The organism is Bacillus sp. MRMR6, assembly GCF_001940785.1.
GTDB lineage: Bacteria > Bacillota > Bacilli > Bacillales > Cytobacillaceae > Neobacillus.
The window spans coordinates 363,630-388,254 of sequence record NZ_MSLS01000002.1 but is presented as its reverse complement, the minus strand read 5'-3'; the positions used below and the strand labels follow the sequence as shown (position 1 = coordinate 388,254).

Below are 24,625 nucleotides of genomic sequence, written 5' to 3'. Positions count from 1 at the left end.
AAAAACCGCTATAAAATTGAAGCAAAAAATAGTGAACTCAAGCATGGGCACGGTTTTGAAACAGCCAAATCCTCGGGTTTATTTGGTATGGAAATTCAAGGAGCCACAACCATATTCGCTGTCAATCTCAAACGGATAATAAAACTTCTTAATGAAAAAGAATAGGAAATAGGCAGAGGTATAAGCAACTTTCCTTCGAATTTCGGTAGGAAGTTGCTTTTTTTGTCTTTTTTCATCCATAATGTCTTTTCCTTATTTATAAAATATAAAAAACGGAAGTTCTTCAGTGCCCTCCGCGAAGCGTCGAGGAGGCTCGACTTCCTCCCCGCGGAAAGCAAGCACCTGTAGCAGAAGGGAACGGTCATTGTATATCAGCAAAACAACTTTCTATATGAAAGAGCCAAAAATTAAGAAAGAGACCCAGTTAGGTCTCTCTATATTGTTTCTTTATTCTTAATGCTTTAACAGGGTCGTCTGTTATAATTGCTGTACAGTTAATTTTAAATAGCCGATGCATATCTGCTTCTTTATTTACAGTATAGGGCCTTACTGCAATTCCATTTTCCATTGTACTTTTAATAATCTCATCAGAAATAAGACTATATTTAGGGTGGATTCCTTTTGCACGAATCGATTGAGCGTAGATCCAAGGCATATAAATGGTCTCATAGAACAATGGTGCAGTCTCAATTTCCGGAGCCATTCGGTAACTATAAACAATGCTATAATGATTAAACGAGGAGATGATAATACGGTCTGTTAAACCATATTGACGAGTAAGATCGATCACTTTCTCTTCCATCCCTTTATATGGAATAAGAGTATTTTTAAGTTCAATATTACAGACCATATTATTCGTCTGCATCCATTCAAGAACCTCAATTAAAGAGGGGATAGGTTCTTTTTTCACTCCCTTTTTATTAGCATTAAATTTTCTAATTTCTTTAAAAAGGAGATTTTTCACAAACCCATTTCCGTCTGTAGTCCTATTAACTTTCTCATCATGAATGACAACAACTTCACCATCTTTGGTCAATTGAACATCTAATTCCAACCCGTCGGCACCAGCCTTCTCTGCCTCAATAAAAGCAGTCATCGTATTTTCAGCAAAATTAGCAGAATAACCACGATGAGCAAAAATTTGTGTCATATTTTCACTTCCTAATTACTATATGGAGGAACCTTTAATGAGACCATTACATTTATCACCTGAAACAGCGATTAAATTAGCCGAAAAGTTAAACGTTCCGATTGAACAGTTAATGCACATGCCTCAGCATATTCTTATTCAAAAACTAATGGAACTTGAAAAGGAAAAAAATAATTAAAATAAGAAAAGCCTCAAAATCTTTGAGGCTTTTTTTAATCCTTAGACGTTCAAGAAGCTTTATGCTCTAAACGTAATTTATCAGCTACCATTGCAATAAATTCTGAATTAGTTGGCTTTGCCTTTGTCATGCTGACCGTATAGCCAAATAAGGATGAAATCGAGTCAATATTGCCTCTGCTCCAGGCAACTTCGATTGCATGCCGAATTGCTCTTTCAACTCTGCTTGCCGTTGTATTATATTTCTTTGCAATATCAGGATACAAAACTTTCGTAATAGAGCCTAAAAGTTCTATATCATTAAAAACCATTGAAATTGCTTCGCGTAAATATAAATAGCCTTTAATATGGGCTGGTACACCAATTTCGTGGATAATACTCGTAATACTTGCATCAAGGTTTTTAGGCTTTTGTTCTGTGTGAGAACGATAGTTGGTTGATGATGACAATTTACGACTGAGCTGACTCGTTTTGCCGCTTACCTGGCGAATGTGACTACCGAGATTCTCCATATCAAACGGTTTTAAAATAAAATAAGATGCTCCAAGTTCAACAGCCTTTTTAGTCACATCTTCTTGGCCGAAAGCTGTAAGCATAATGACATTAGGAAGTGTTCCTTTTTTTAATTCTCTTATACGCTCTAGTACCGCTAAGCCATCAAGATGCGGCATAATAATGTCTAATACTAAGACATCCGGATCTACATTTGCTAACATCTCTAAACAATCTTGGCCATTATGTGCGATTCCCGCTATTTCCATATCATCCTGTGATGAAACATAATCCTCTAAAAGTCCTACCAGTTCCCTATTGTCGTCAACTACACAAACTTTAATCTTATTCAATTTCTGTATCCTCCTCAGAATCCAATTAATATCTCTATTCATCACTAATCGTTATTCTCTCTTAATTCTATTCTAAATTAGAAATTCGACAATGCAACAAAAATTCCTCTGATTTTTTTAATATTTCTTAAAATAGTGAGAAAATCTTATCTTTTCTTTGTTTTTCTCTATCTTTCGACTAAATTCGATTTATTATATGGCCGATACTGTCTTTTGTCGAAAAATCTTTATGTATGATAAAAATAAAATAGGCAATTTCGCCTATTTTATTTTTATCCGTACATTTGAATTGTTAAATCAACTTGCTTTTTCTTTTTCCTTTTCATATATGTTAATTCCTGCTTCACTTAACATCCATTCTATATGAACTCCATAGCCCGATGTAGGATCATTGACAAATACATGTGTAACAGCGCCAATTAGCTTCCCGTCCTGTATAATTGGGCTACCGCTCATTCCTTGAACAATTCCTCCGGTTTTTTCAAGAAGCTTGGGATCTACAACTTTAATGACCATCCCTTTTGTTGCCGGAAATTTTTGCGGAATTGTACTAACAATTTCGATATCAAATTCCTCGACCTTATCATCATTGACCACTGTCAAAATTTTTGCTGGCCCTTCCTTCACCTGATGGGATAACGAAATCGGCAGTGGCTTATCATTAATTCCATTCTTTAATTCTTTATTTAAAACCCCAAATATGCCAAAGGGACTATTTTTCTGTATATTGCCGACAACTTCCCTGTCTGAAGAAAAACGAGCAAGCTTTTCTCCAGGATCTCCATTACTACCTTTTTCGATGGAAGTTACGGTAGAACGTACAATCTGCCCATCTTCGACTACAATTGGCTTTTTCGTGTCCATGTCTGAAATGACGTGCCCTAGGGCACCATATTTTTTAGATTGAGGATGAACGAAAGTCATGGTTCCAATACCTGCTGCTGAATCTCTTATATAGAGACCTAATTTATAGGTATCTTCGCTCTTATCTTTTAATGGAGTAAGCTTAGTTGTAATTTTTCCAGTTTCCCGGCTAATAACCATGTTTAATGGTTCATTATTCTGTCCTGCTGTTTGAACAAAAGGAGAAACATCTGTCATTTTTTCAATTTTTTTACCATTAATCTCTGTTATGATATCTCCAACCTTAATTCCTGCTAATTCGCCTGGAGACTTTTTTCCGTCATCAGTATTCACTAAATGATGACCAACTACTAAGACACCTACCGTATTTAATTTCACTCCTATTGACTGACCACCTGGTGTTACACGAAAATCCTTTAAAACATGTACATCGACCTTTTTAACAGGGATACCAGCAAATTCTAATAGCATTTCATTCTTGCCATATTCATTTGCTTTTACTGAGACCATGTTTTCATCTTGCTCAAGTGTGATATTCTTATTGTGAGTAGCTAAAGTGGCTGATACCGGTGCAGCCTTTTGAAATTGAAAATCTTGTCCTTCAAAAACCGTAATGGTTTTTGGTATGTGAAGGTACTGCTTAAGTGGCTGATAAAATAAAACGCCGATTAATGAAACAAGGAGAATTCCACCAATGATTTTTCTAAATATGTCTAATTTCAAAACTTTCACTCTCCTCGCTTCTATTTCACTGTAGAAATGGCTACATCTTTAATTTTGCCTCGTTCACGTGCATTTATAACTTAAGACAACATAAAAAAGCTACCCTAATTGGATAGCTTTGCATTTTTTTTCTCAAAATATAAGGTATAGCTACCTTACACTCCCGCTTTTCTTATTTTCAGAAGCTAAAAATAATAATTCCTCTGCGTGTTTTTTAGTGATATCTGTAATTTCAGTTCCTGAAATCATCCTGCCAATTTCCTTCACTTTTTCGTCTTTACTTAATGGAGTCAAGGCTGTTTTGGTTCTCCCGCCTTTTGTTACCTTGGAAATAAACAAATGTGTGTCGGCCATTGCAGCAACCTGCGGCAGATGCGAAATACATAAAACCTGTGAATCAACTGCGACCCTATAAATTTTTTCTGCAATTGCTTGTGCTACTCTTCCACTAACTCCCGTATCTACTTCATCAAAAATGATGGAAGTAACACCTTGGTGCTTTGAAAAGATGCTTTTCAAAGCTAACATAATACGTGACAGTTCACCCCCAGAGGCGATTTTCGATAACGGTTTTAACGGCTCTCCAGGGTTAGTGCTCATATAAAATTCAACATGGTCAACCCCTGATTTGGTGAAATGAGGTAAAATAGATTCAAACCTAATTTCAAAAATTGTTTTTGCCATATATAATTCTTTAAGTTCATTATGTATTAAGGAAGTAAGCTTTTTCGCCCATTTTTTCCGCAGTTCTGTTAATTGCTTAGCCTCTAAAAGCAAATCCTGTTTCACAGAAGCTAGCTCTTTTTCCAATTGGGTAATATGTGTTTCTTTATTGAGTAATGTTTCAATTTCTTCTTCGATTTTCGCTGCATATTCAACGATCTCTTCAATTGTCTTTCCATATTTGCGCTTTAATTGATTGATCTCATTCAAACGTTCTTCAATCTCATTCAATCGCTGAGGGTCAAATTCTAACAGGTCTAGCTCATTTCTCAAAGATCGAGCAGCGTCTTCTAATTGATAAAAACTAGTCATGATTAATTCGTAAACCTCTTTATAGGAGGTGTCAATGGTAGCCGCATCTTCTAAGTGCCCCATCACCATCCCAATCCAATCAAGACCTTTTTGATCACCATTTAGAGCATTATAACCTGCTTGAATTGCTCCATAAATGCGCTCATAATTTGATAGCCTTCGTTTTTCTTCAAGCAACGCTTCATCTTCATTAAGCTTTAAGTTTGCCTTTTGGATTTCGTCAAATTGAAATTGAATTAAATCTAATCGATGCGCTGTTTGCTGTTCATTCTCACTTAATGACTTTAATCTTTGATATGTCGTATCATATTGGCGGAAAACATTCTGATATTCTGTAAAAGATGGCAATATTTCATCGATGCCAAACTGATCTAGGAGGTTTAAATGTCTAGTTTCGTCCATTAAATCTTGATGCTCATGCTGACCATGAATATCAACCAATGTTGAACCAATTTCGCGCAAAGTAGCAATTGTAACAAGTTTGCCATTTACCCGGCAGACACTTTTTCCAGTTCGAGATATATCTCTTCGGAGTACAACCATCCCATCTTCAATTTCAATTCCAAATTCCATTACTTTTGAGTAACAAGGGTTTTTTATGTCATCGAGCTGGAATAATCCCTCAATTTCTGCCTTTTCCTCTCCGTGACGAACAAATTCGGCTGATCCTCTTCCACCAACTAATAGATGGATCGCATCAATGATAATAGACTTACCCGCACCAGTTTCCCCCGTCAAGACTGTTAAGCCCTTGTTAAAAGAAACCGTTAGTGCTTCAATGATCGCGAAATTTTTTATTGATAATTCGGATAACAAGGTTCATTCCCCCATTTAACATTTAAAGCATATCTAGAAAGCGATTAGTAATGATTTCGGTATCTTCTGGTGTCCTGCAGATGATTAGGATGGTATCGTCACCACAGATGGTTCCTAGAATTTCATCCCAATCAAGGTTATCCAGAAGTGCTCCAATAGCCATTGCATTACCAGGTAAGCACTTCATCACCAGTAAGTGACCAGCTGAATCGATACGTACAAACGCATCCATCATTGCTCTTTTCAGTTTTTGTAAAGGATTAAACCGCTGGTCTGCCGGGAGGCTGTACTTATATCTGCCGTCTAATAATGGAACCTTAACAAGATGAAGTTCTTTAATATCTCTTGAAACAGTTGCCTGGGTAACATTGAAACCGGCATTTTTCAGTTCATCAACAAGCTCATCTTGTGTTTCAATATCATTCGATGTAATAATTTCTCTAATTTTTATATGACGCTGTCCCTTATTCATGAAAAAACACCTCTTTTAGATTCGCCATTATATTTTTAACCAATTTGTCGCTTCTACACTTATGTTAGCGGATTTTGCTGAAGATGTACATTGTTCTTTAGATATGTTGAATAAATATTAAAAAAGAAGAATAAGCTTTAGCCTATCCTTCTACGCTTTGTTTTGATTTGAACTCCCCGTGAGCAGCAGCGACGATGTCAGAAGGTTCTACTGGCAAGAGGTTAACACCACTTTCCAGTTCAGCTTTCCACTTCAAATGGAGGAGGAATTCTATATTTCCATCTCCGCCAGTAATTGGTGAATACGACAGATTAATTGCATGAAAACCCTGTTCGACGGAAAAATCGACAATCTTATTTATTACTTGCAAGTGAACTTTCGGTTCCCTTACAATCCCTTTTTTACCAACCTGTTCTCTTCCAGCCTCAAATTGCGGCTTAACAAGAGCAACAATATCACTATCAGGAACAAGTAAGGTTTTTAACACAGGTAAAATTAGTTTTAAAGAAATAAACGACACATCAATAGAGGAAAAATCAGGCATCCCTAATTCAAAATCCACAGGTGTTACGTAGCGAAAATTGGTTCTTTCCATTACAACAACACGTTCATCCTGACGGAGCTTCCATGCTAGCTGATTATAGCCAACGTCCACTGCATAGGACATCTTCGCACCATTTTGCAAGGCACAATCTGTAAATCCTCCTGTAGAGGCTCCAATATCAAGTAAAATCTTATCCCTAGCGGTCAAATCAAAAACTTTTAAGGCCTTTTCTAATTTAAGTCCACCGCGGCTTACATAAGGTATCAAATTTCCTTTAACCGTCAAAGGAATATCAATCTTTACTTTTTCACCAGGTTTATCTAATCGCTCTTCATTAGTATAGACAAGGCCTGCCATGATTGACCTCTTGGCTTTTTCTCGTGTTTCAGCTAAGCCTCTTTCTACTAACAAAACATCTAATCGTTCTTTATTTTTCATTTGTCATGCCCTTTGTTGTTTTTTCCGTGCAAGAATGGTCATCCTTTTGACTACCTCTGCCGTCGTCATCCCTATCTCCTCGAGGAGGGAAGCTACATCACCATGCTCAATAAATTGGTCTGGTATACCCATTCGATCAATGGCTTGATGATAATAGCCGCGGTCATGGGCATACTCTAGAACAGAACTCCCAAAACCACCCTGCAATACAGCTTCCTCAATCGTAAGAGTTGGTGTATTAGATGAAAATAATTTATCAAGCATCTTTTCGTCTAAAGGCTTAATGAATCTGGCATTTATTACCTTTACAAAAATACCTTGTTTTTCTAAGATGGTTGCTGCTTCCATCGCCATTGGAATGGTTGTTCCAAAGGTTAGAATAGCTCCGTCTTCCCCTTCTTTTAAGATCTCCCAAGTGCCAATCGGTATGTTTTTATATTGTGTATCCATCGGTACCCCAATACCATTACCACGTGGAAATCTCATAGCAATTGGACCATTATCGTAATTAATAGCCGTATAGACCATATGCTGCCCTTCGTTTTCGTCTTTTGGCATCATTAGTACTAGGTTCGGAACATGTCTTAAAAAAGCAATATCAAATACACCCTGATGGGTTTCACCATCAGCACCGACCAATCCAGCGCGATCTATTCCAATAAAGACATTTAAATTTTGGCGGCAAATGTCATGCACGACCTGGTCATATGCTCGCTGTAAGAAGGTAGAATAGATGGCTAGAAACGGCTTCATGTCCTGAGCGGCTAAACCAGCTGCAACCGTGGCGGCATGTTGTTCAGCAATCCCTACATCATACATCCTGTCAGGAAATTCACTGGCAAACCCTTCTAGCTTAGATCCCACTGGCATAGCCGGGGTAATCGCAACAATCCGCTCATCCTTACGTGCAAGATCTCGGACCGTTTCACTAACCAAACTGCTCCAGGCAGGAGGGGATTGGTTAGGTTTTACAAAGGCACCCGTATCCATTTTATAAGGCCCTGTACCATGCCATGCTCCCAGCTTATCACTTTCTGCAGGATGATATCCCTTCCCCTTCTTTGTAATAACATGAAGAAGAACAGGTCCCTCAGTTTTTTTAGCATAACTAAAATGTTCAAACAATTCTTCAAAATCATGTCCATTTACTGGACCTAAGTAGGTAAATCCTAATTCCTCGAAAAACATTCCAGATACAAAAAGGTATTTGAGGCTGTCTTTAATTCGTTCAGCTGTGGCTGCAAGTTTTCCTCCAACTGCAGGCACCTTCTTTAAAAGAACCTCTAATTCATCCTTCACCCATTGGTATTTTCCAGCAGTTCTCAATTGGCCAAGGATGGTATGAAGAGCACCAACATTTGGAGCAATTGACATTTCATTATCATTCAAAATAACAATCATGTTCTTCTTTTCATGACCGATATGGTTCAAGGCTTCTAATGCCATCCCACCTGTTAGGGCACCATCGCCGATTACAGGTAAAACATAAGATTTTTCACCTTTTAAATCCCTCGCTATTGCCATACCCATCGCAGCGGACAAAGAGGTCGAGCTATGCCCAGTTTCCCAAACATCGTGCTCACTTTCTACCCTTTTAGGAAAACCACATAATCCTTTATATTGTCTTAACGTATCAAATTCACAGGCTCTTCCGGTTAAGATCTTATGAACATAAGATTGATGTCCTACATCCCAAATGATTTTATCCGTCGGGCTGTCGAAACATTTATGTAATGCTAATGTTAGCTCGACAACACCCAGATTGGGACCAATATGTCCTCCTGTAACGGAAAGCTTTTCGATCAAAAATCGGCGGATTTCGTGGCTTAGAGTTTCAAGTTCTTGATTAGACATTCCTTTTAAAAAGGAAGGGTCTTTTATTGATAACAGATCCATTTTCGGACCACTCACTTTCATACTTTTTCTTACGATATCCTTTTGGATACTGCTTTATCTTACCTTCTTACCGTCCATTAAAAAAGAGCCGCTAACACAAAAGTGATAACGGCATTGGCAACGTTTCTTCATTGCAGACAATTATAACATAGTTACATTATTGTCTCAAATACCTCTTCAATTAGTGGTCTCTCGATGCAACTAGGTTTAAAATCTCAATAAGAAGATTTGTTTTCAAATCTGTTTTAAAGAGCGATTCCTTTGCCAGTTTAATTTCATCCTCTAAAGCCTTCTTTGCTCCTTTCATTGTTAGTAATTGTGGGTACGTACTCTTTTGATTTTCCGTATCACTCCCGACAGGTTTACCAATCAATTCCGGATTCCCTTCCAAATCAAGTATATCGTCCTGAATTTGAAAAGCGAGGCCAAGATGATGGGCAAATTCAGCTAAATGATCCAACTGGGTTTCGTTAGCATCAGCAATAAGGGCCCCTGCTATGACACTAAACTTTAGCAGCTTTCCTGTTTTATGAATATGGATATATTCAAGTTCTTTAAGAGATAAGGATTTTCCTTCTCCCTCCATATCGGCAACCTGACCGCCAACCATCCCTTCAGCTCCGGCTGCTTTGGCCATTTCGAGGATTAATTTCAACTTTATATCATTAGAAAGGTCTGGAATTTTTCCAATAACCTCAAAACTGTAGGTCAGTAAAGCATCGCCAGCTAAAATAGCTATTGCTTCCCCAAAGATTTTATGATTAGTTGGCTTCCCTCGTCTGAGATCGTCGTCATCCATACTAGGCAGATCATCATGAATCAGGGAATAGGTATGAATCATTTCAATAGCAGATGCGGCTAGCAATCCTGTAATAGGGTTGACACGGAATGCATCTATTGTTGCAAAGGTCAATAGTGGACGGATTCTTTTCCCCCCCGCTTTGAGGGAATAATGCATCGCCTCTTTAATGATGGGGGGGGCATTAAGCAAGTCAATCTGAGTTTGAAGTTCTAATTCTAGCAGGTGTCTGTATGGTTGTGAAAAAACTTCTAGTAATTTTGTCTCCAAACCCTAATCCCCCTCTGCGATTGAGAAATTCTCTTTACGTCCATCCTCCGTGATAATTTGTGTCAATTGTTCCTCAACACTCTTTAATTTATCATGGCAAAATTTTGATAATTCCATCCCCTCTTTATAGAAAGCAATGGCCTTCTCTAAGGGAACATCTCCCTCTTCGAGCTTATCTACGATTTGTTCAAGCTTATTCATCGCTTCTTCAAAGGATATTTTTTGTTCATTTGTCACGGCTTTCGCTCTCCTTTATCTTCTGTACATTACAATAAAGGTTTCCATCGGTTAATTGTATTTGTATAGAATCATTTTCTCTTACCTGCTTGATACTCTTTATAAGCTCATGATTATCTTTGTATATAAGACTATATCCACGATCCATTATTTTTAATGGACTTAACGCTTGTAGAGTTGAAATCATCCGGTCAAACTCAGTCTGTTTTTTAGAAAAAATCTGCATGATTGCTCGATTAATATCCTTTTGTGTGCGTTCAAGTCTATTTTGTGAATCACGAATGGCAACACTTGGGTGATTGCGGAATAGTCGTTTTGAGATCGTTTCATGCTCTGCTTTTTTAACCTCTGTTAGCCTTGCTGCACCTCGAACTAGCTGCTCAGTTAATTTATCTACTTGCTCCAACTTCTGTTCATACAGTCTTTGTGGATAGCGGAAGGCATATGACTTATCAATACGGTCGAGCCGCTGTTTCTCAAAGCGAAATCTTCCATTCATAGCCTGAAGCAATCTCGTTTTCCTCTGTAATACACGTTCCAACAATTCTTCAATATGTGGAACTGCCAGTTCTGCTGCCCCAGTGGGGGTTGGGGCGCGAAGATCAGCAACAAAATCTGCAATGGTAAAATCTGTCTCATGTCCGACTGCAGAAATAATGGGGACCTTTGAGTTATAAATAGCTTGTGCTACTATCTCTTCATTGAAGGCCCACAATTCCTCAATTGAACCGCCGCCGCGCCCCACAATTAAAACATCGATCCCCTTCATTTCATTCGCCTGTTCAATCGCTTTCGCAATGGAGCGAGAAGCATTTTCGCCTTGAACCAGTGCCGGAAAAATAAGAATCGTCAACATTGGATAGCGCCGCCTGATGGTTGTAATTATATCTCTAATTGCGGCACCTGTTGGAGAAGTAATGACTCCAACCGTTTGTGGGTAAGAAGGAATGGTTTTTTTATGCTCTAAAGCAAAATAACCTTCGGCTTCAAGACGCTTTTTTAATTGTTCATAGGCTAAAAACAACTCACCTATACCATCGGGCTGCATTTGGTTGATATACATTTGATACTGGCCGCTTGGTTCATACACGGTGATATCACCTTTAACAATTACCTTCATTCCGTTTTCAGGTGAAAATTTCATAAACCTTGATTGGCTAGAAAACATAACCGCGAGAATGCGTGCCTTATCGTCCTTTAGGGTAAAATACATATGACCGCTGGAATGTTGCTTAAAATTTGAAATTTCGCCCCTCACATGAACATCATGCAGGTGAGGGTCGGCATCAAACTTTCTTTTTATGTATTTCGTTAGTGCACTAACAGACAGATACTTTTTATCCTGCATTTTATACTCCTTTTTTTATATTTTTCCTTAAGAAAAATTCTGATCTTCTTCTAGAGGAGGAACAGGTTTTAAAGGAGCAAGGTGTTTTTTGCAGATTTCAAAGTATTATACATCAACATCGTAATCGTCATTGGGCCCACTCCCTTTGGAACAGGGGTAATGAAGCCAGCTTTTTCACTTACATCCTCAAAGTCGACATCCCCGCATAGCTTACCAGCCTCGTTACGATTCATGCCAACATCTATAACTACTGCACCTTCTTTAACATGTTCGGCTTTTATAAAATTTGCAATACCGACAGCTGAAACAAGGATATCAGCCTGGGTTGTATGTGCCTGTAAATTGTCAGTTCTTGAGTGACAATAGGTCACGGTTGCATGGTTATTAAGGAATAACTGTCCTGCTGGTTTTCCAACAATATTACTTCTTCCTACGACAACCACGTGTTTGCCCGCCACTGATATACCGGTTTCTTCAAGTAAAACCATAATTCCAAACGGTGTACATGGTAGAAAAGCATCTTGACCAGTCATCATTCTTCCGATGTTGATAGGGTGAAAACCGTCTACATCCTTTAATGGGGAAATCGCCTCAATCACCCTTTTTTCGTTAATATGATTTGGTATTGGTAGCTGAACCAAGATACCATGGATTTGATCGTTGCCATTTAGTTCCTCTATTTTAAAAAGCAGCTCATCTTGTGAAACTGTTTCAGGAAGTTCAATCAAAACCGAATGCATACCAAGTTCATGGCAAGCCTTTTCTTTATTTGTTACATATGTTCGTGATGCATGGTTATTTCCGACCAGAATAACTGCTAGTCCCGGGATAACCCCTTTACCTTTTAGTTTCTCGACTTCTTTAGCTATTTCTACTCTCTTTTTCTCTGCAATTTCTTTACCGTTAATAATCTTCGCACTCATTTTCGTTCATTTCCCCCTTGTTAGAGCAGACTCTGGCCCAATTATTCGTTAAGAAGTTTATGTTTCACTTTTGATAGTAATCCATTAATAAATCGGCTAGATTGGTCATCTCCATAGATTTTTGCTATTTCAATTGCCTCATCTAAAACAACATTTTCTGGAACTTCGTTTTTTGCAAACTTTAACTCATAAATGGCAATTCTTARTAAATTTCTATCAACTGTAGCTAGACGGTCAATCGTCCACTTTTCTAAATGTTCTTTTATAAGTGGATCAATCTCTTCTTTGTGTTCAACAACACCTAAAACCAATTTTACTAAATAATCATCACCTGACTCACCTTCCAAAACGTGCTCGATTGCAGAAGCTGGCTCTGTATTACTCACGTCGATTTGAAATAGAGCTTGTAATGCTTTTTCCCTTGCTGTTCTTCTTTTCATTATACCGTTAACTCCTTTAGAGATAGTGATTAATTTTTGTCAAAATTCATACATCCATGATCGTGTAGTCTTGTACATAAAAAGATAATAGCACAACTAAAATTGATTCGCACTGTAAGAACTTATTTTTTCCTAAGTGAAACAAAAAACCAAAGGATTTTGTCCTTTGGTTTTTCCTTTTTACATTTCTTGGTCTACTTCTGGTTCGTGCTTTTGATTCTCAAATTGAATTCCGACAACGTGAATATTAACTGCTTCGGCATCCAGTGCTGTCATATTCAGTAATGCTTGGCGAATGTTATCTTGGATTTGTCCAGCGACATTAGGGATGCTGACGCCAAACTTCATTAAGCAGTATACGTCAACCTTAATACCCTTTTCAGACAACTCTACTTTAACGCCCTTGCCGTGGTTTTTCTTACCTAAGCGTTCTACAACTCCTGCTGCAAAATTCCCGCGCATTCCTGCGACACCTTCAACCTCGGATGCCGCAATACCAGCGATCACTTCAATAACCTCAGGGGCAATTTCCACTTTACCATGACCGTTATTTCCTTGTTCCATTTCTAAAACATTAAATTCACTCACTTAAGAACACCTCCAAGATATTAGATAGACTTCATCACATCATGTAATTCAAGAAACTTCGTATTAAACTGACCTTCTACGAACTTTTCATGGTCTAGCAGCTTCAAATGAAAAGGAATGGTGGTGTGAATACCCTCGATCACAAATTCGCTTAACGCCCGTTTCATTTTTGAGATAGCCTCTTCTCTGCTATTCCCATATGTGATGACTTTCGCAATCATGGAATCGTAATAAGGCGGAATGGTATAGCCAGGGTATGCTGCAGAGTCAATTCGAACCCCAAGCCCGCCTGGCGGAAGATACATATTAATTTTCCCGGCTGATGGCATAAAGTTCTTTTCTGGGTTTTCCGCATTAATACGGCATTCAATGGCCCAGCCAGTGAAGGTAACTTCTTCCTGCTTGATGCTTAGCTTCTCCCCTGAAGCAACTCGTATTTGTTCTTTTATTAGATCAATACCCGTGACCATTTCCGTTACAGGGTGTTCCACCTGTATTCTTGTGTTCATTTCCATAAAATAAAATTTACGATTGCGGTAGTCATATATAAATTCTACCGTGCCAGCACCTGAATAATCAACTGCCAATGCAGCTTTTACCGCTGCAATTCCCATTTCCTCACGGATTTCCCCGTCTAAGGCCGGTGAAGGAGTCTCTTCAAGCAGTTTTTGCAGCCTTCGCTGTATTGAGCAGTCTCTTTCACCTAAATGAATAGTGTTACCAAACGAATCTGCAAGCACTTGAATCTCAACGTGACGGAAATCCTCAATATACTTCTCTATGTATACACCTGGATTGCCAAAAGCGGTCAACGCCTCTTGCTGAGTGATACTGATTCCCTTAATTAACTCTTGTTCAGTCTTTGCTACACGGATTCCTTTACCGCCACCGCCTGCTGTAGCCTTGATAATGACTGGGTACTTGATATTTCTTACTAACTCTAAAGCTTCATCAATATTATTGATGATCCCAGTTGATCCTGGGACAATTGGAACTCCAGCTTCTCGCATTGTTTCTCTTGCGATATCCTTTGTTCCCATCTTTGTAATGGCTTCAGGACTTGGCCCTACAAAGATGATATTGCACTCGCGGCATAACTCTGCAAAATCTGCGTTCTCTGCCAGGAAACCATAGCCTGGGTGAATCGCATCACAGGAAGTCAATTTTGCCACGCTAATCAAATTAGTAACATTTAAATAACTATCTTTTGAAAGTATTGGCCCTATGCAATAGGCTTCATCTGCAAGCTGGACATGCAGTGCTTCACGGTCTGCTTCAGAAAAGACAGCAACGGACTCAATCCCCATTTCCCGGCATGCACGAATGATCCTAACTGCAATTTCACCTCTGTTTGCAATTAACAGTTTCTTTATCACCTGTTATCCGCTCCTTATTCAGGCTTCACTAAAAATAAAGGTTGCCCGTATTCTACTAATTGGCCACTTTTAACAAGTACTTCAACGATTTCACCATTAACTTCTGCTTCAATCTCGTTGAATAACTTCATAGCCTCGACAATGCAAACAATTGAATCCTTTGTTACGGTAGATCCTGCTTTTACATACGCATCAGCATCCGGGGTTGGTGATGCATAAAAAGTTCCAACCATTGGTGATGTGATTTTGTGTAAATTAGCTGTTTCTTGCTCATTGCTTTGTGCAGCTTTTGGTGCTTCCTGTACTTGTTCTTGAACTGGTGCAGCTTCAACTGCAGCAGCTTGGCTTACTGGTGCCACTTGTAATGCTGCTTGAGGGACCTGTTGTACTGTGGTGACAGTTGCAGCCGTATTCTTTTTCATTTTAATTTTTGACCCGTCATTTTCGTAAACAAACTCATCAATACTGGATTGATCAACCAATTTAATCAATTCTCTAATTTCTTGGACTTTTAACACACTAAACACTCCTTGTTCAAATGTATTATGACTAGCTACTAATACTATACGATAATACCTTGTAAAAGTTCAATCGTCTATTTTTTTTAGCAACTAACCATTTTATCCTGCTACTTTCATTTTAAACCATTTAGAATAATTTGTGAATTTTGAACATTGGTTTAAATTAAAAAGGGAAGCCGACCCGGCCTCCCATTAAGTATTATTTCGCTGGCTGAAATTCTACTGCTACGTAGTTTGTTTCACCAATTTCTTTTTTAACCATCTTAATAATGTTGTTGGCTTCTGTGCGGGATGATTCTTTCTTAGATTTTACTGTAATCTTAACAGTTGGACCATCTGCTCTTACTAGGGCATCCTCATATCCCATGGTTTTAATTAAAGTTTCGAGCATTTCTTCCTTCTTCGCAATCTCGTTTAATTTTTGCATTTGATCAATTGCCTTGCTTCTTTCATCAGCAGGCAAATCAGTCGATGCCACTACTGTATTTAAATCTTCCTTCAACTCGCTGCGTTCATCTTGCAGCCTTAATCGAAGTGCCTCGAATTCCTCGTCTCCAGCAACTTGTGAAATAATCGTATCCTGATCGTTAGCTTCTGTGTCTTCACCCGATTTAGCCTCATCCTTCACGTCCTCTTGTACTGCAGCTAAATCATTGCCTTTTTGCTCTGGAGAGGTGATGTAGTACACAGATAATACAACCACCAAACTTAACATTGTTAATAGCCAAACTGTTTGTTTTTTCAAAAGCATAATAAATCCCCCTTTTATTTTTTAGGTGTAACGGCAACGCGATGACTTGGTACACCCAGCGCCCTCGTAACAGCTTCCACAATCCATTTTTTCACCTGGATATTTTCAGCTCCGCGGGCAACCACTAGGACACCTCGTATTTCCGGTTTTTTTGTTTCTACAACGATTGGAACCTCTTTTTCCCCATCGCGAATGATAACAAGCTGTTCATCATTCGATGAATCGACTACTTTCCTTTGTCCGCCTTCACGGTCAGATTCCTCTGTTGTTTGGGTCTTTGTATTCTTATTTTTCTCAAAAACTTTTTTGTCTGTTGCATCAATCGTTACAACTACCGTAACATCATCAACACCCAGCATTTCTTCAAGAGCCTTTTTTAGCTCTTTCTCATATGTCTCTTCATAATCAGCCATTGATTGATTAGTAGAATTATTTTTCGAACCAAAAGCCGGGACATCTTCCGTTTGATCTTCTATGTTTTTTATGGCAGGGCTATCTAATGGCTTCGTATTATTTGCAAATAACACGTTACCCACAATCATAAAGGCTGCCCCGATACAAAGTACTAGAAGCAGGTATTGATACTTACCAGGCTTTTTATCGGATTCTTCATTGTTGTTTAGCAGCCTTTTTAGCCATGACAATGGTCCTTTATTATTATCCATCCTCTTTGGTTATCCCCCCTTCAACCTGGACTTCAATGGTTTCTTCAGATACATTCCATTTTTGCGATAAAAATGCAGCGATTTTTCCTGATTCTTCTGTTGACCCTTCAGATGAAAGAGGTGTACCAGTACTAATACTTACTGGTTGAATTGCTTCGACAGCCTTCACTACGTTGTCGGGATGTTTGAGTATAACCGTTACGCTATGGAGGTTATCAGGGAATGTCTGATTTGTATCATCTGTGATATTAATATTTAATTTTTCAATCTCTAATCCAAATTGATCCATCAACTCCTCTTCTACTCCCTGTTCCAACTGGACAGCCATCGTTTCTAAAATATATGCATGGTTAGAGGCTTGTATTTCTTTTTTCTTTAAATCTATTAAATTTTCTATGTTTTTTTCTCCAGGTGCCTGAAATAGTGGAATTTGGGCCATTGTTGTTTCAAAATCCTGAGAGATTAATTTAAAGATGGGCGTTAGGATAATGGCAATCAACAACAGACCCGTAACCATTTTTGTATATTTCTGCAAACTCGAGTTCGGAAGCAGCATATCAATTACAGTTGCTAACAGGATAAATAAAATGATATTTGTAACCCATTCTATTAAAAAACTCATTATGCTCTCTCCTATCTCATCATCATCGTCAAGTTCCCTGCGGCAATAATCACGGTAATACTTAAAAAGAACATTAGAGATACGATACCCAATGCGGCAAATACATAGATGACACTTTTACTAATAATGTCTAAGCATTTAATCACTGGGCCTCCTCCTAATGGCTGTAGTACCGCTGCAGCAAATTTATAGATAAAGGAGATCATCAAGATTTTAAAAGCCGGAAAAGCTACGATAATTAACAGGATCGCCACTCCAGCAATACCCATTGTATTTTTTAATAAACCAGTGGCACTAACCACGGTATCAGCAGCATCTGTAAAGATTCTTCCAACAACGGGGATGAAATTTCCTGTTACAAATTTTGCAGTACGAATGGCTACTCCATCCGTTATTGCTGCTGATGCTCCCTGTACAGAAATAACGCCGAGAAAAATGGTCAAGAACAGCCCCATTAAACCAATGCTCCAGTTCCTAAGTAACTGTGCTAGCTGTGTCACTTTATACTGATCTGACATTGTACTAACAATACTTAACAATGTAGCTAAAAACAGAAGCGGAAGAATAATATACTGCATAAAAATACCACTGATGTTCATTAAAAATAATATGACGGGGTGGAAGAAAGCAGCTGATATAATCCCTCCTGATGAAGCGATTAAAGCTAAGAGAAGCGGTATTAATGCTAAGACAAATGAAATCATTGTACCTATTGCCTCATTTGTATACTGTATGACAATATGAAAACTATTTAGGGCTAAGATGACGAGAACCATGTATACAATCGCATATGCTACTTTACTAATTGTGCTGTTTTCAAATGCGTTCTGGATGGATTGAAGAAACATACTAAAAATTGTTAACAGAATTAAGGAGCCTAGAAGTTTTCCATTTGCAATAAATTCATGGAACAAAAATTTCAGGACCCCACTTCCCCATTCCTTTAGAGTGAACTTCTGCTCACCCTTTACAAAATCATAAAGACTTCCCTTTTGACTTTCTGGAAGAAATCCGCCGTATTTACTCTGAATATCCTCCCAATACTGTCTTAATTCTGTTAAATCTAAGGTCTGCAGCTGGGCATCGACCAGCTCCTGTGGGGAAAGAGGTGTTGATTTGTCAGAATCACCTTCGGTAGCTTGTACACTAGAAGAAGTGGCAAATAAAAATAAAAGAATGATAATGGGAATAAACTGCAGCCTGTGCTTCATTTTTTCACCTCTTGTTTTAAAGGAAATAATATCCTTTCTAGCTAGGAATAAGCTTGATAATCGTTTCAATCATAACGGTTAAGATGGGGATCGCCATTGCAAGTATTAAGATTTTCCCAGCTAATTCTATTTTTGAGGCTATTGCACCCTGCCCTGCATCTTTTGTAATTTGCGCGGCAAATTCAGCAATATAAGCAATCCCAATAATCTTTAATATGGTTTCAACATAGACTAAATTTACCTGGGCATTAACAGCTAACTTTTCAAGCATATGAATAATTTCATAAATTTTATCCACTAAAAACAGAAAAATAGTACAACCAACAAACACGATCAGTAGAAAGGCAAAATTAGGTTTTTGCTCTTTTATAATTAGTGCAAGAAAAGTGGCAACGAGGGCGACCCCAACTATTTTTATGATCTCGATCGCAAAGCCCCCCTTTCTTATTGAAACAAAAAGACAGATTTAATTTTCTGAAAGAGGTCATCAACAATGGAGGCAACTTGAAACAGAATATAGATAAACCCAAATAACGTGACCCACTGGGCATATTCTTTTTTTCCTACCTGATCAAGAACGGTATGCAAAAATGCGACGACAATTCCCACCCCAGCTATTTTAAAAATAATGTCCACTTCTAAACCCATTGCTTTTCCCCCTAAATTAATAAAATAATCAATAACAATCCTGACAAAAATCCTAAACTCTTAACCATTTTTTCATATTTTGCTTGTCTATCAATCGCATCAGCCTCTTCCCTTTCTAGGTGGGACAGCGTCAGCATGATTTGTTTTTGCTGGGAAAAGCGATCGTGGCGACCAAGGGTTTCACCAAACTGCTTCATAATCTCATATTCCCCTTGTTTAAAGGCTGTCTGCTTCCAAACCTCTTTTAAACTGGCTTCCCACGCGTCCTTTACAGTTGTTTCCGTATCTGTTAACTTCTTGGCAAACCCTTCAAAAAAAAGTGACAACGGCCTCGGTAATTGGGCAGATAATCTCCTTGCGGCTTCATGAAGAGGCGTATGACCATACATAATTTCGGCTTCTAATGACTGAAGTGCTGATTTTAATTGTCGGAGTTGTCTAGGACGCTCACTAAAGTTTCTCGAGGCTTCAAAACCTGTCCAAGTGGCAGCGATTAGAATAATAATTGCACCGATCACTTTCACCATCTAGGTCACGCTCACTTTTTGATTCATTTCTTTGCCGTTCCCATCTAGGATAGCGGTAACTGTCCCTGGTCCTGAAGATCTGCTCAATACAATGAACCGTTGGAATATATTTTGTTCGATAATTTCTTTCAATGTGGGCCTATTCCGAATCTCCTGGAAACTAGCTCCATGTGTAGTCATAATCAGTTTTATTCCGGCGTGGACTGCTTCCTGAATCGCCTCAGCATCCTCACCACGGCCAATTTCATCGACCACTAAAACTTCAGGACTCATCGACCTGATCATCATCATCATGCCCTCAGCTTTTGGACATGCATCTAGTACATCTATGCGGTGTCCAAAGGACATTTGCGGTATTCCGTTCACACACCCCGCGATTTCGGAGCGTTCATCAACAATCCCTACCTTATAAGCTGGGAATGCATTCCTTTTGTCACCTGATGAGATAATCCTTGCTATATCACGCAGCAAAGTGGTCTTACCTGTTTGAGGGGGGCCAATAATCATTGTGTGCATCCAGTCACCCTTAAATATAAAGGGAATCAGCCACTCAGAGGCCCCTATTTTCTCTCTTGCAATCCGGATATTAAATGATGCTATATCTCTTATTGCCTTAACCTTTCCCTCTTCAAGAATCACCTTACCTGCAAGTCCAATTCGATGACCTCCAGAAACGGTTATATACCCTCGTTTTAATTCTTCTTCAAGTGTATAGATGGAGAATTGACTAATTTTATTCATTAAGTGGAAGGCATCCTCTGGTTGAATAATGTACGATAAAAATTTTGGTGAACCTTTTAACGTTATTTCAATTGGACGTTTAATACGAATTCGTATTTCTTCTAACTCATCTTTTTGGCTAGGAGGGATTTGGCTGATGATTTCGGCGATTTTTTTTGGCAAAAATGGAAGGATTGTTTCCACAGTGTTACCTCCTTGTTGCTTGTCTCATTAATTAAAATGTATGCCCATCTTAATGCAATATGACTTTCAATCTTTCAATTCTTTCAAAATACAGATTTATTCTATCTTTCTATTACTAGGGAACGACCTAAAAAAGTAGTTTTCCTCTGTTTATGTCTAGGAATACTTTCACAAATCAAACGTATTTTTATGGTAAGATATTACAAGGAGGGATGCTGGTGTGTACCATTATTACCCGATTGATAGCCAGGTTAGGAAGCAGAAGAGTAATAGATTAAAGGTATCCGGTGAGGGGGAAGTGGCTGTACCACCCGATTTAGTGTCGGTACACTTAGGTGTCATTACCGAGAGTAAGGAATTACTATCGGCACAGCAGCAGAATGCAGCAATTGCAGAGAAGGTCATTAATACTCTAGTTTCACTTGGAGTTGACAAACAACAAATCCAAACCTTTGATTATCGAATCGACTCTGAATATGACTTCGACCAAGGAAAACAAACCTTTAGAGCGTACAAAATTTCTCACATTTTCCAGGTAAAGCTAAATGACCTCACCTTAATTGGAAAGGTCGTCGATACTGCAGTCCAAAATGGAGTGAACTACGTTTCTAACATCGTGTTTACTTCAAGCAAGAATGAGCTATATTACCAGCAAGCATTGGCAGCAGCGATTCAAAATGCCATCGTCAAGGCAAATACGATTACAGGTACGCTCCAGGTCACACTAGTACCAACACCCATTCATATTGAAGAAAATAGCATCAGCTCGATCCGACCATTTGAAAGTGTTCAGGTTTCTTACGCAAAAGGGATGACCCCCACTCAGATCGAACCAGGTCAGCTAACGATAAGAGCAAACATTACCGCAGAGTTTAAATATGAAAATATCTAAAAAAAGGATTGAACCATTTTATACGTGGTTCAATCCTTTTTCTTTTTTACTTATCGTGTTTTTTAACCATCTCAAATAGCTGCCTTGCACTGACCGGACCATTGTAATGCTCTCTTACTACTCCCTGACGGTCAATTATTATCGTTTCAGGCTGGCCTGTTACGTTATATTGCTTCGAAACTTTATTATCCGGATCAAATAGGTAAATAGCCGGAGTTGGATACTTCTCGATAATCTTCTTTACTCTAGCTTTTGTTTCTCCTCTATTGATCATAATTAATTTGTAATCATCACCATAATTTTCAACGAACGCTTCAAGCTCAGGCGCTTCATCTACACATGGTGCACACCAGGTGGCAAAGAAATTAATAATCACCATTTCCCCTTCAAAATCAGAGAATTTCGTATTGGTGCCGTCCAGGTTAGACATATCAAAATCTACTGCTTGATCCCCAACTCCTATATTGTCACCTTTGCTGGCTAAACTATAGCCAAAAAAGCCAAACATTCCTATTAAAACCAACAACACGAGAATGTTAATAACTCGTCTGCTCATCCCGCTTCCTCCAGTACGCTGAGTATTAAGGAATAGGCCTGTTCCTTCAAACAGGCCTATAACACTTTTTACTTTTCTAATTGCTTCAAGAACTCAATTTCTTTTCTCAGGTCATTATGACGTTTTCCTAGAATTAATAAATAACCAAAGATCACTACCCAAACAACTGAATATGCTGCATACATGAATCCCATTTTACATTCCTCCTATTTTTCTAAGCTCTCACGTAATTTTTCTTTATAATGGCTTACCTTAATCCTCATATTCTCAAACGATGCACCTTTGTGAAGAAGATATCCGTAGAGGAAGGTAAAAGCTGTAATCGTAACTAGTAAAGCTACTAGCATATTATCTGAGATTCCTCCCCCAGATTGTGAAGCTCCTTCACCAAATACGACTGGATGGAATTTTGACTGCCACCAACGAATCGCAAAAAATACGATTGGTACGTCAGCGAAGCCAATGATCCCAAATACAGCTGCAAGTCTAGCTTTCTTTTCCCAAACACCATCCATCTGACGAACCATTAAGTAAGCCATGTAAATGAAGAAAAGGATTAGGGTTGTTGTTAAGCGTGGTTCCCATGCCCACCATGTATTCCATGAAGAGCGTGCCCAAATTGGTCCTGTCGTTAATACAATAATCGTGAAGACTACACCGATTTCAGCAGACACATAAGCATACGTGTCATAAATTCTTTTACGTTTAATTAAAAACATAATACTAAATATAAATGTTACAAAAAATGCTAAGAATGCTACCCAAGCAGATGGGACGTGCATATAGAAAATCTTTTGAACAACACCCATGACCTTCTCAATCTCAGCATACATAAATATAAAATAGAAAGCAGCTAGAAACGAAACAACTGTTCCGCCATATAAAACTTTTGTCAACAAAGAGCTCTTAATGGGAGCAGATTCAATAACAGGAAGGGCCGCTCGCTCTTTTTCGAGATTCATACTCATCTCTTAAACCTCCAGCACATATTCGATTAGTAAAAAGCAAAGTACAAAGAATATAACATCATACGCCGCTACCATCTGCATCCAAGCAATTGCACTTGGCAGCTGATCCATATTCGTCAAGATAATTTTTGTTGCTTGAGTAACACCAATTAAGACAGGAGTTGTGATTGGGAAGAGCAAAAGTGGTAACAGCATCTCACTGCTCTTTGAATTAGAGGCAAGTGCAGCTAGAAATGTCCCAATCGCAATAAACCCAAAGCTGCCAATAAATAAAACTAAGATAAAATAAGGAATGCTTCCAGTAATTTTAAAATCAAATAATAGAAACAGAAATGGTATGGAGACAATTTCTACAATCATGATCATGGCAAAATTGGCGAGAAACTTTCCTAAATAGATGCTTGATGCCTCCATAGGAGCAATCAATAAGCCATGCATCGTATCGTTTCGCTGCTCCGATATTAACGAGCGATTTAAACCTAAAATTCCAGAGAATACGATAATAATCCAAACTGCTCCAGGAATTACCGCTCTAGTAGTACTATTTGCTGGATCAAATGCAAAGCTTAGAACTAATATCACAAGGCCGGCAAAGATCACCATTGTTCCTAATACTTGCTTTGTTTTGAATTCTGAATATAAATCTTTTTTTGCAATGGTGAGGGCTGTTCTTAGCATCATGAAACCCCCTCCACTAGTTGCTGATACTTATCAGTAACAAAGCCTAATGCCTTACCTTTTAACTTAAAGTCTTCAGCAATTTTGCCATTTTTCACAATAATAATCCGATCACAAATCTCAGCAGCCTGCTTAAAATCATGTGTGACCATTAAGGTAGTACAGCCCTTTTCCTTCATCGTAAGTACAACATTATTTAAAATCGATATAGCCCCCTGGTCTAAACCCGTATGTGGTTCATCCAGCAGCATAATTTGCGGGTCATGAATAATTGCTCTTGCAATCGCAATTCTTTGAATCATCCCGCGGGAAAAATTCTTTACCGGCTCATTGATAAAAAACGAAAGCCCTACTTCTTTTACTAGCTCTCTTGCTCTATTTTCTACATCTTTTACACCATATAAATCCCCAAAGAAAACAAGGTTTTCAAGTGGAGTATAGTGATCATACAGCAAACTAGAATGAGGAAGGTATCCAAACAGCTTTTTCACTTCAATATGGTCTTTCTTAAGATCCAGGCCTTTTATTTTCACAAGGCCGGATGATGGCTTTATTAAGGTCGCAAGAACTTTTAAAAGTGTACTTTTACCAGCACCGTTAGGGCCAAGAATGGCGACCGTTTCTCCTGGGTTTACGTTTAGGTCGATACCTTTAAGTATTAATTTATTGTCGGCTTGCTTTGTTAACTTTTTTATTTCAATCATTAGTAGCCCTCCGCATC

The 24,625-nt window shown here is 38.5% G+C and carries 30 protein-coding genes and 1 pseudogene; 3 read left to right on the top strand and 28 right to left on the bottom strand.

The features are described 5' to 3' along the window. Positions 1-165 (top strand): annotated as a pseudogene (locus tag BTR25_RS27035) (IS5/IS1182 family transposase); the annotation flags it as partial. 259 nt (positions 166-424) lie between these two features. Here the strand turns inward: BTR25_RS27035 and BTR25_RS04260 are convergent. Beyond that, positions 425-1,150: a glycerophosphodiester phosphodiesterase gene (locus tag BTR25_RS04260; RefSeq protein ID WP_075686445.1), complete on the bottom strand. Its 726-nt coding sequence runs from the start codon at positions 1,148-1,150 to the stop codon at positions 425-427. A 37-nt stretch (positions 1,151-1,187) separates the two neighbouring features. On the opposite strand from BTR25_RS04260, the gene BTR25_RS04255 reads away from it, so the two are divergent. Further along, positions 1,188-1,328 (top strand): YycC family protein, encoded by a 141-nt coding sequence (locus BTR25_RS04255; RefSeq protein ID WP_075686443.1) that lies wholly within the window; start codon positions 1,188-1,190, stop codon positions 1,326-1,328. A 49-nt stretch (positions 1,329-1,377) separates the two neighbouring features. Here the strand turns inward: BTR25_RS04255 and spo0A are convergent, their stop codons facing one another. The 22 genes from spo0A to spoIIIAA all read right to left on the bottom strand — a co-directional run bounded on the left by spo0A (position 1,378) and on the right by spoIIIAA (position 20,810). Further along, a complete protein-coding gene (spo0A, locus tag BTR25_RS04250; RefSeq protein WP_075686441.1) occupies positions 1,378-2,172 on the bottom strand; it encodes a sporulation transcription factor Spo0A in 795 nt (264 codons plus the stop codon). A 297-nt stretch (positions 2,173-2,469) separates the two neighbouring features. Next, positions 2,470-3,759 (bottom strand): SpoIVB peptidase, encoded by a 1,290-nt coding sequence (spoIVB, locus tag BTR25_RS04245; protein ID WP_075686439.1) that lies wholly within the window; start codon positions 3,757-3,759, stop codon positions 2,470-2,472. A gap of 150 nt (positions 3,760-3,909) precedes the next feature. After that, complete coding sequence (gene recN / locus BTR25_RS04240; RefSeq protein ID WP_075686437.1) at positions 3,910-5,610, bottom strand: DNA repair protein RecN; 1,701 nt, start codon at positions 5,608-5,610, stop codon at positions 3,910-3,912. Positions 5,611-5,632: 22 nt separating this feature from the next. After that, on the bottom strand, positions 5,633-6,082 hold the full coding sequence (ahrC, locus tag BTR25_RS04235) for a transcriptional regulator AhrC/ArgR (RefSeq protein WP_075686435.1): 450 nt from the start codon (positions 6,080-6,082) through the stop codon (positions 5,633-5,635). Between the two features lie 142 nt (positions 6,083-6,224). Further along, entirely contained in the window at positions 6,225-7,064 is an 840-nt protein-coding gene (locus tag BTR25_RS04230) for a TlyA family RNA methyltransferase (protein WP_075686433.1), read from the bottom strand. Between the two features lie 3 nt (positions 7,065-7,067). Then, complete coding sequence (dxs, locus tag BTR25_RS04225; protein ID WP_075686431.1) at positions 7,068-8,960, bottom strand: 1-deoxy-D-xylulose-5-phosphate synthase; 1,893 nt, start codon at positions 8,958-8,960, stop codon at positions 7,068-7,070. 181 nt (positions 8,961-9,141) lie between these two features. Next, positions 9,142-10,029, bottom strand: a complete 888-nt coding sequence (locus BTR25_RS04220; RefSeq protein WP_075686429.1) for a polyprenyl synthetase family protein — start codon at positions 10,027-10,029, stop codon at positions 9,142-9,144. A gap of 3 nt (positions 10,030-10,032) precedes the next feature. Then, positions 10,033-10,266, bottom strand: coding sequence for an exodeoxyribonuclease VII small subunit (locus BTR25_RS04215; RefSeq protein WP_075686427.1), 234 nt, complete (start codon positions 10,264-10,266; stop codon positions 10,033-10,035). Further along, positions 10,256-11,614 carry an exodeoxyribonuclease VII large subunit gene (xseA, locus tag BTR25_RS04210; RefSeq protein ID WP_075686425.1) on the bottom strand — a complete coding sequence of 453 codons (1,359 nt, stop codon included), beginning with the start codon at positions 11,612-11,614 and terminating at the stop codon, positions 10,256-10,258. The genes BTR25_RS04215 and xseA overlap by 11 nt, the downstream gene beginning before the upstream one ends. A 68-nt stretch (positions 11,615-11,682) precedes the next feature. Then, on the bottom strand, positions 11,683-12,537 hold the full coding sequence (folD, locus tag BTR25_RS04205; protein ID WP_075686423.1) for a bifunctional methylenetetrahydrofolate dehydrogenase/methenyltetrahydrofolate cyclohydrolase FolD: 855 nt from the start codon (positions 12,535-12,537) through the stop codon (positions 11,683-11,685). 41 nt (positions 12,538-12,578) lie between these two features. Continuing rightward, positions 12,579-12,977 (bottom strand): transcription antitermination factor NusB, encoded by a 399-nt coding sequence (gene nusB / locus BTR25_RS04200; RefSeq protein ID WP_075686421.1) that lies wholly within the window; start codon positions 12,975-12,977, stop codon positions 12,579-12,581. A 180-nt stretch (positions 12,978-13,157) separates the two neighbouring features. After that, positions 13,158-13,565, bottom strand: coding sequence for an Asp23/Gls24 family envelope stress response protein (locus tag BTR25_RS04195; protein ID WP_075686419.1), 408 nt, complete (start codon positions 13,563-13,565; stop codon positions 13,158-13,160). A gap of 20 nt (positions 13,566-13,585) precedes the next feature. Further along, positions 13,586-14,941: an acetyl-CoA carboxylase biotin carboxylase subunit gene (accC, locus tag BTR25_RS04190; protein WP_075686417.1), complete on the bottom strand. Its 1,356-nt coding sequence runs from the start codon at positions 14,939-14,941 to the stop codon at positions 13,586-13,588. A gap of 14 nt (positions 14,942-14,955) precedes the next feature. Continuing rightward, on the bottom strand, positions 14,956-15,459 hold the full coding sequence (gene accB / locus BTR25_RS04185; protein WP_075686415.1) for an acetyl-CoA carboxylase biotin carboxyl carrier protein: 504 nt from the start codon (positions 15,457-15,459) through the stop codon (positions 14,956-14,958). A 202-nt stretch (positions 15,460-15,661) separates the two neighbouring features. After that, a complete protein-coding gene (locus BTR25_RS04180) occupies positions 15,662-16,213 on the bottom strand; it encodes a SpoIIIAH-like family protein (RefSeq protein ID WP_075686413.1) in 552 nt (183 codons plus the stop codon). 14 nt (positions 16,214-16,227) lie between these two features. Continuing rightward, the gene (gene spoIIIAG / locus BTR25_RS04175) at positions 16,228-16,878 is read right to left on the bottom strand and encodes a stage III sporulation protein AG (protein ID WP_075686411.1); all 651 of its coding nucleotides are present in this window, start codon (positions 16,876-16,878) and stop codon (positions 16,228-16,230) included. After that, positions 16,871-17,500 carry a stage III sporulation protein AF gene (spoIIIAF, locus tag BTR25_RS04170; protein WP_075686409.1) on the bottom strand — a complete coding sequence of 210 codons (630 nt, stop codon included), beginning with the start codon at positions 17,498-17,500 and terminating at the stop codon, positions 16,871-16,873. The genes spoIIIAG and spoIIIAF overlap by 8 nt, the downstream gene beginning before the upstream one ends. An 11-nt stretch (positions 17,501-17,511) precedes the next feature. Next, on the bottom strand, positions 17,512-18,711 hold the full coding sequence (gene spoIIIAE / locus BTR25_RS04165) for a stage III sporulation protein AE (protein ID WP_075686407.1): 1,200 nt from the start codon (positions 18,709-18,711) through the stop codon (positions 17,512-17,514). A 37-nt stretch (positions 18,712-18,748) separates the two neighbouring features. After that, positions 18,749-19,138 (bottom strand): stage III sporulation protein AD, encoded by a 390-nt coding sequence (gene spoIIIAD, locus BTR25_RS04160; protein WP_175596697.1) that lies wholly within the window; start codon positions 19,136-19,138, stop codon positions 18,749-18,751. A 17-nt stretch (positions 19,139-19,155) separates the two neighbouring features. Continuing rightward, positions 19,156-19,359, bottom strand: coding sequence for a stage III sporulation protein AC (gene spoIIIAC / locus BTR25_RS04155; RefSeq protein ID WP_007084610.1), 204 nt, complete (start codon positions 19,357-19,359; stop codon positions 19,156-19,158). A gap of 11 nt (positions 19,360-19,370) precedes the next feature. Continuing rightward, positions 19,371-19,886, bottom strand: coding sequence for a stage III sporulation protein SpoIIIAB (gene spoIIIAB / locus BTR25_RS04150; protein ID WP_075686403.1), 516 nt, complete (start codon positions 19,884-19,886; stop codon positions 19,371-19,373). Then, on the bottom strand, positions 19,887-20,810 hold the full coding sequence (gene spoIIIAA, locus BTR25_RS04145; RefSeq protein ID WP_075686401.1) for a stage III sporulation protein AA: 924 nt from the start codon (positions 20,808-20,810) through the stop codon (positions 19,887-19,889). Between the two features lie 220 nt (positions 20,811-21,030). Here spoIIIAA and BTR25_RS04140 point away from each other — a divergent pair, with 220 nt between their 5' ends. Then, positions 21,031-21,702: an SIMPL domain-containing protein gene (locus tag BTR25_RS04140; RefSeq protein ID WP_075686399.1), complete on the top strand. Its 672-nt coding sequence runs from the start codon at positions 21,031-21,033 to the stop codon at positions 21,700-21,702. Positions 21,703-21,748: 46 nt separating this feature from the next. Here the strand turns inward: BTR25_RS04140 and BTR25_RS04135 are convergent, their stop codons facing one another. The 5 genes from BTR25_RS04135 to BTR25_RS04115 all read right to left on the bottom strand — a co-directional run bounded on the left by BTR25_RS04135 (position 21,749) and on the right by BTR25_RS04115 (position 24,608). Beyond that, on the bottom strand, positions 21,749-22,258 hold the full coding sequence (locus BTR25_RS04135; protein WP_075686397.1) for a TlpA family protein disulfide reductase: 510 nt from the start codon (positions 22,256-22,258) through the stop codon (positions 21,749-21,751). A gap of 68 nt (positions 22,259-22,326) precedes the next feature. Continuing rightward, positions 22,327-22,452, bottom strand: coding sequence for a CcmD family protein (locus tag BTR25_RS04130; protein ID WP_075686395.1), 126 nt, complete (start codon positions 22,450-22,452; stop codon positions 22,327-22,329). Between the two features lie 12 nt (positions 22,453-22,464). Then, positions 22,465-23,226, bottom strand: a complete 762-nt coding sequence (locus BTR25_RS04125; protein WP_083652231.1) for a cytochrome c biogenesis protein — start codon at positions 23,224-23,226, stop codon at positions 22,465-22,467. A 3-nt stretch (positions 23,227-23,229) separates the two neighbouring features. Continuing rightward, positions 23,230-23,907 (bottom strand): heme exporter protein CcmB, encoded by a 678-nt coding sequence (locus BTR25_RS04120; RefSeq protein WP_075686393.1) that lies wholly within the window; start codon positions 23,905-23,907, stop codon positions 23,230-23,232. Beyond that, positions 23,904-24,608 carry an ABC transporter ATP-binding protein gene (locus BTR25_RS04115; protein ID WP_075686392.1) on the bottom strand — a complete coding sequence of 235 codons (705 nt, stop codon included), beginning with the start codon at positions 24,606-24,608 and terminating at the stop codon, positions 23,904-23,906. Before BTR25_RS04115 ends, BTR25_RS04120 begins: the two co-directional genes overlap by 4 nt. Positions 24,609-24,625: the final 17 nt, after the last annotated feature.

Bases quoted from the DNA above. Each gene is read 5' to 3' on its own strand.
- spoIIIAB (WP_075686403.1), bottom strand. From the start codon at position 19,886: ATGGTGAAAGTGATCGGTGCAATTATTATTCTAATCGCTGCCACTTGG.
- BTR25_RS04115 (WP_075686392.1), bottom strand. From the start codon at position 24,608: ATGATTGAAATAAAAAAGTTAACAAAGCAAGCCGACAATAAATTAATA.
- BTR25_RS04180 (WP_075686413.1), bottom strand. From the start codon at position 16,213: ATGCTTTTGAAAAAACAAACAGTTTGGCTATTAACAATGTTAAGTTTG.
- BTR25_RS04130 (WP_075686395.1), bottom strand. From the start codon at position 22,452: ATGGGATTCATGTATGCAGCATATTCAGTTGTTTGGGTAGTGATCTTT.
- xseA (WP_075686425.1), bottom strand. From the start codon at position 11,614: ATGCAGGATAAAAAGTATCTGTCTGTTAGTGCACTAACGAAATACATA.
- BTR25_RS04120 (WP_075686393.1), bottom strand. From the start codon at position 23,907: ATGATGCTAAGAACAGCCCTCACCATTGCAAAAAAAGATTTATATTCA.
- spoIIIAE (WP_075686407.1), bottom strand. From the start codon at position 18,711: ATGAAGCACAGGCTGCAGTTTATTCCCATTATCATTCTTTTATTTTTA.
- ahrC (WP_075686435.1), bottom strand. From the start codon at position 6,082: ATGAATAAGGGACAGCGTCATATAAAAATTAGAGAAATTATTACATCG.
- BTR25_RS04255 (WP_075686443.1), top strand. From the start codon at position 1,188: ATGAGACCATTACATTTATCACCTGAAACAGCGATTAAATTAGCCGAA.
- spoIIIAC (WP_007084610.1), bottom strand. From the start codon at position 19,359: ATGGGTTTAGAAGTGGACATTATTTTTAAAATAGCTGGGGTGGGAATT.
- BTR25_RS04260 (WP_075686445.1), bottom strand. From the start codon at position 1,150: ATGACACAAATTTTTGCTCATCGTGGTTATTCTGCTAATTTTGCTGAA.
- spoIIIAG (WP_075686411.1), bottom strand. From the start codon at position 16,878: ATGGATAATAATAAAGGACCATTGTCATGGCTAAAAAGGCTGCTAAAC.
- BTR25_RS04135 (WP_075686397.1), bottom strand. From the start codon at position 22,258: ATGAGCAGACGAGTTATTAACATTCTCGTGTTGTTGGTTTTAATAGGA.
- folD (WP_075686423.1), bottom strand. From the start codon at position 12,537: ATGAGTGCGAAGATTATTAACGGTAAAGAAATTGCAGAGAAAAAGAGA.
- BTR25_RS04125 (WP_083652231.1), bottom strand. From the start codon at position 23,226: ATGAGTATGAATCTCGAAAAAGAGCGAGCGGCCCTTCCTGTTATTGAA.
- dxs (WP_075686431.1), bottom strand. From the start codon at position 8,960: ATGGATCTGTTATCAATAAAAGACCCTTCCTTTTTAAAAGGAATGTCT.
- spoIIIAF (WP_075686409.1), bottom strand. From the start codon at position 17,500: ATGAGTTTTTTAATAGAATGGGTTACAAATATCATTTTATTTATCCTG.
- BTR25_RS04230 (WP_075686433.1), bottom strand. From the start codon at position 7,064: ATGAAAAATAAAGAACGATTAGATGTTTTGTTAGTAGAAAGAGGCTTA.